The organism is Roseateles sp. P5_E11, from assembly GCF_054049355.1.
On record NZ_JBFUMO010001049.1, the window covers coordinates 1 to 1,048 of the forward strand.

Consider the following 1,048-nt stretch of genomic DNA (forward strand, 5'->3'; position numbering starts at 1 on the left):
GCGTGGATCTGATCCAGGAAGTCGGCAACGGACTCATCAAGAGCCTTGTGTACGGCGTGACGGTCACATTAATCGCTCTGCTTCAGGGCTATGGTTGCCGGCCCACGCCCGAGGGCGTGTCGGCAGCGACCACGCGTACCGTCGTGCTGTCGTCGCTGGCCGTGCTGGCCCTGGACTTCACGCTGACCGCCATGATGTTTTCGATTTAGGGAGAAGGAAGGATGCAATCCTCTCGATATGACGCCTGGGTGGGCCTGTTCGTGCTGATCGGCGGCGCTGCGCTGCTGTTCCTCGCGCTCAAGGCTGGCAACCTGCTGAGCCTCAATTTCGATGCCACCTACCAGGTGTCGGCGCGTTTTGACAACATCGGTGGCCTGAAGCCTAACGCGGCGGTCARGAGCGCCGGCGTCGTCGTCGGCCGTGTCGAGTCGATCAGCTTCGACGACAAGACCTTCCAGGCCAAGGTGCTGCTCAATATGTACAAGAACACGCAGTTCCCCAAGGACAGTTCGGCCAAGATCCTGACCTCGGGCCTGCTGGGCGAGCAGTACATCGGCCTGGAGCCGGGTGCGGATGAGAAGAACCTCGCCAGCGGCGACATCATCAGGCAGACGCAGAGCGCCGTGGTGCTGGAAAACCTCATTGGCCAGTTCATCAACAGCAAGGCGTCGGACATGGGCAGCGCCGCAGCGGCAGTACCTGCCTCGGGGAGCAAGCCGTGAACCGTATCGTCCGCATGCTGGCCCTGTTTGTCCTGGCCCTGAGCCTGGCGGGTTGCCAGACCGTCAAGGGTGTCGGCACGCGCATCGAGCGGGCTGTCGACAAGGTCATGGGCTCCAAGGGCCAGCGGCTGGATCCCTGGGAATCCTGGAACCGCAAGGTCTTCGCCTTCAATGAGAAGCTGGACGAGAACGTGCTCAAGCCCGTCGCGACCGCCTATACCGAGATCGTGCCTGCGCCCATCCGTACCGGCGTCGACAACTTCTTCGGCAACATCGGCGACGCTTGGTCGGCGATCAATCTGTTCCTGCAGGGTCGTTTCAAGGCC

General features: G+C 62.2%; 3 protein-coding genes. All 3 read left to right on the forward strand.

Going from position 1 to position 1,048, the window contains the following annotated elements; genetic code table 11:
* Positions 1 to 209, forward strand: a 209-nt coding sequence (locus ACXJKR_RS33300) for an ABC transporter permease (RefSeq protein WP_457326496.1), incomplete at its 5' end; no start/stop codon positions are given.
* A gap of 12 nt (positions 210 to 221) precedes the next feature.
* Positions 222 to 722, forward strand: a complete 501-nt coding sequence (gene mlaD / locus ACXJKR_RS33305) for an outer membrane lipid asymmetry maintenance protein MlaD (protein ID WP_457326497.1) — start codon at positions 222 to 224, stop codon at positions 720 to 722.
* On the forward strand, positions 719 to 1,048 hold a 330-nt coding region (locus tag ACXJKR_RS33310), incomplete at its 3' end, for an MlaA family lipoprotein (protein ID WP_457326498.1). The genes mlaD and ACXJKR_RS33310, both read left to right, overlap by 4 nt.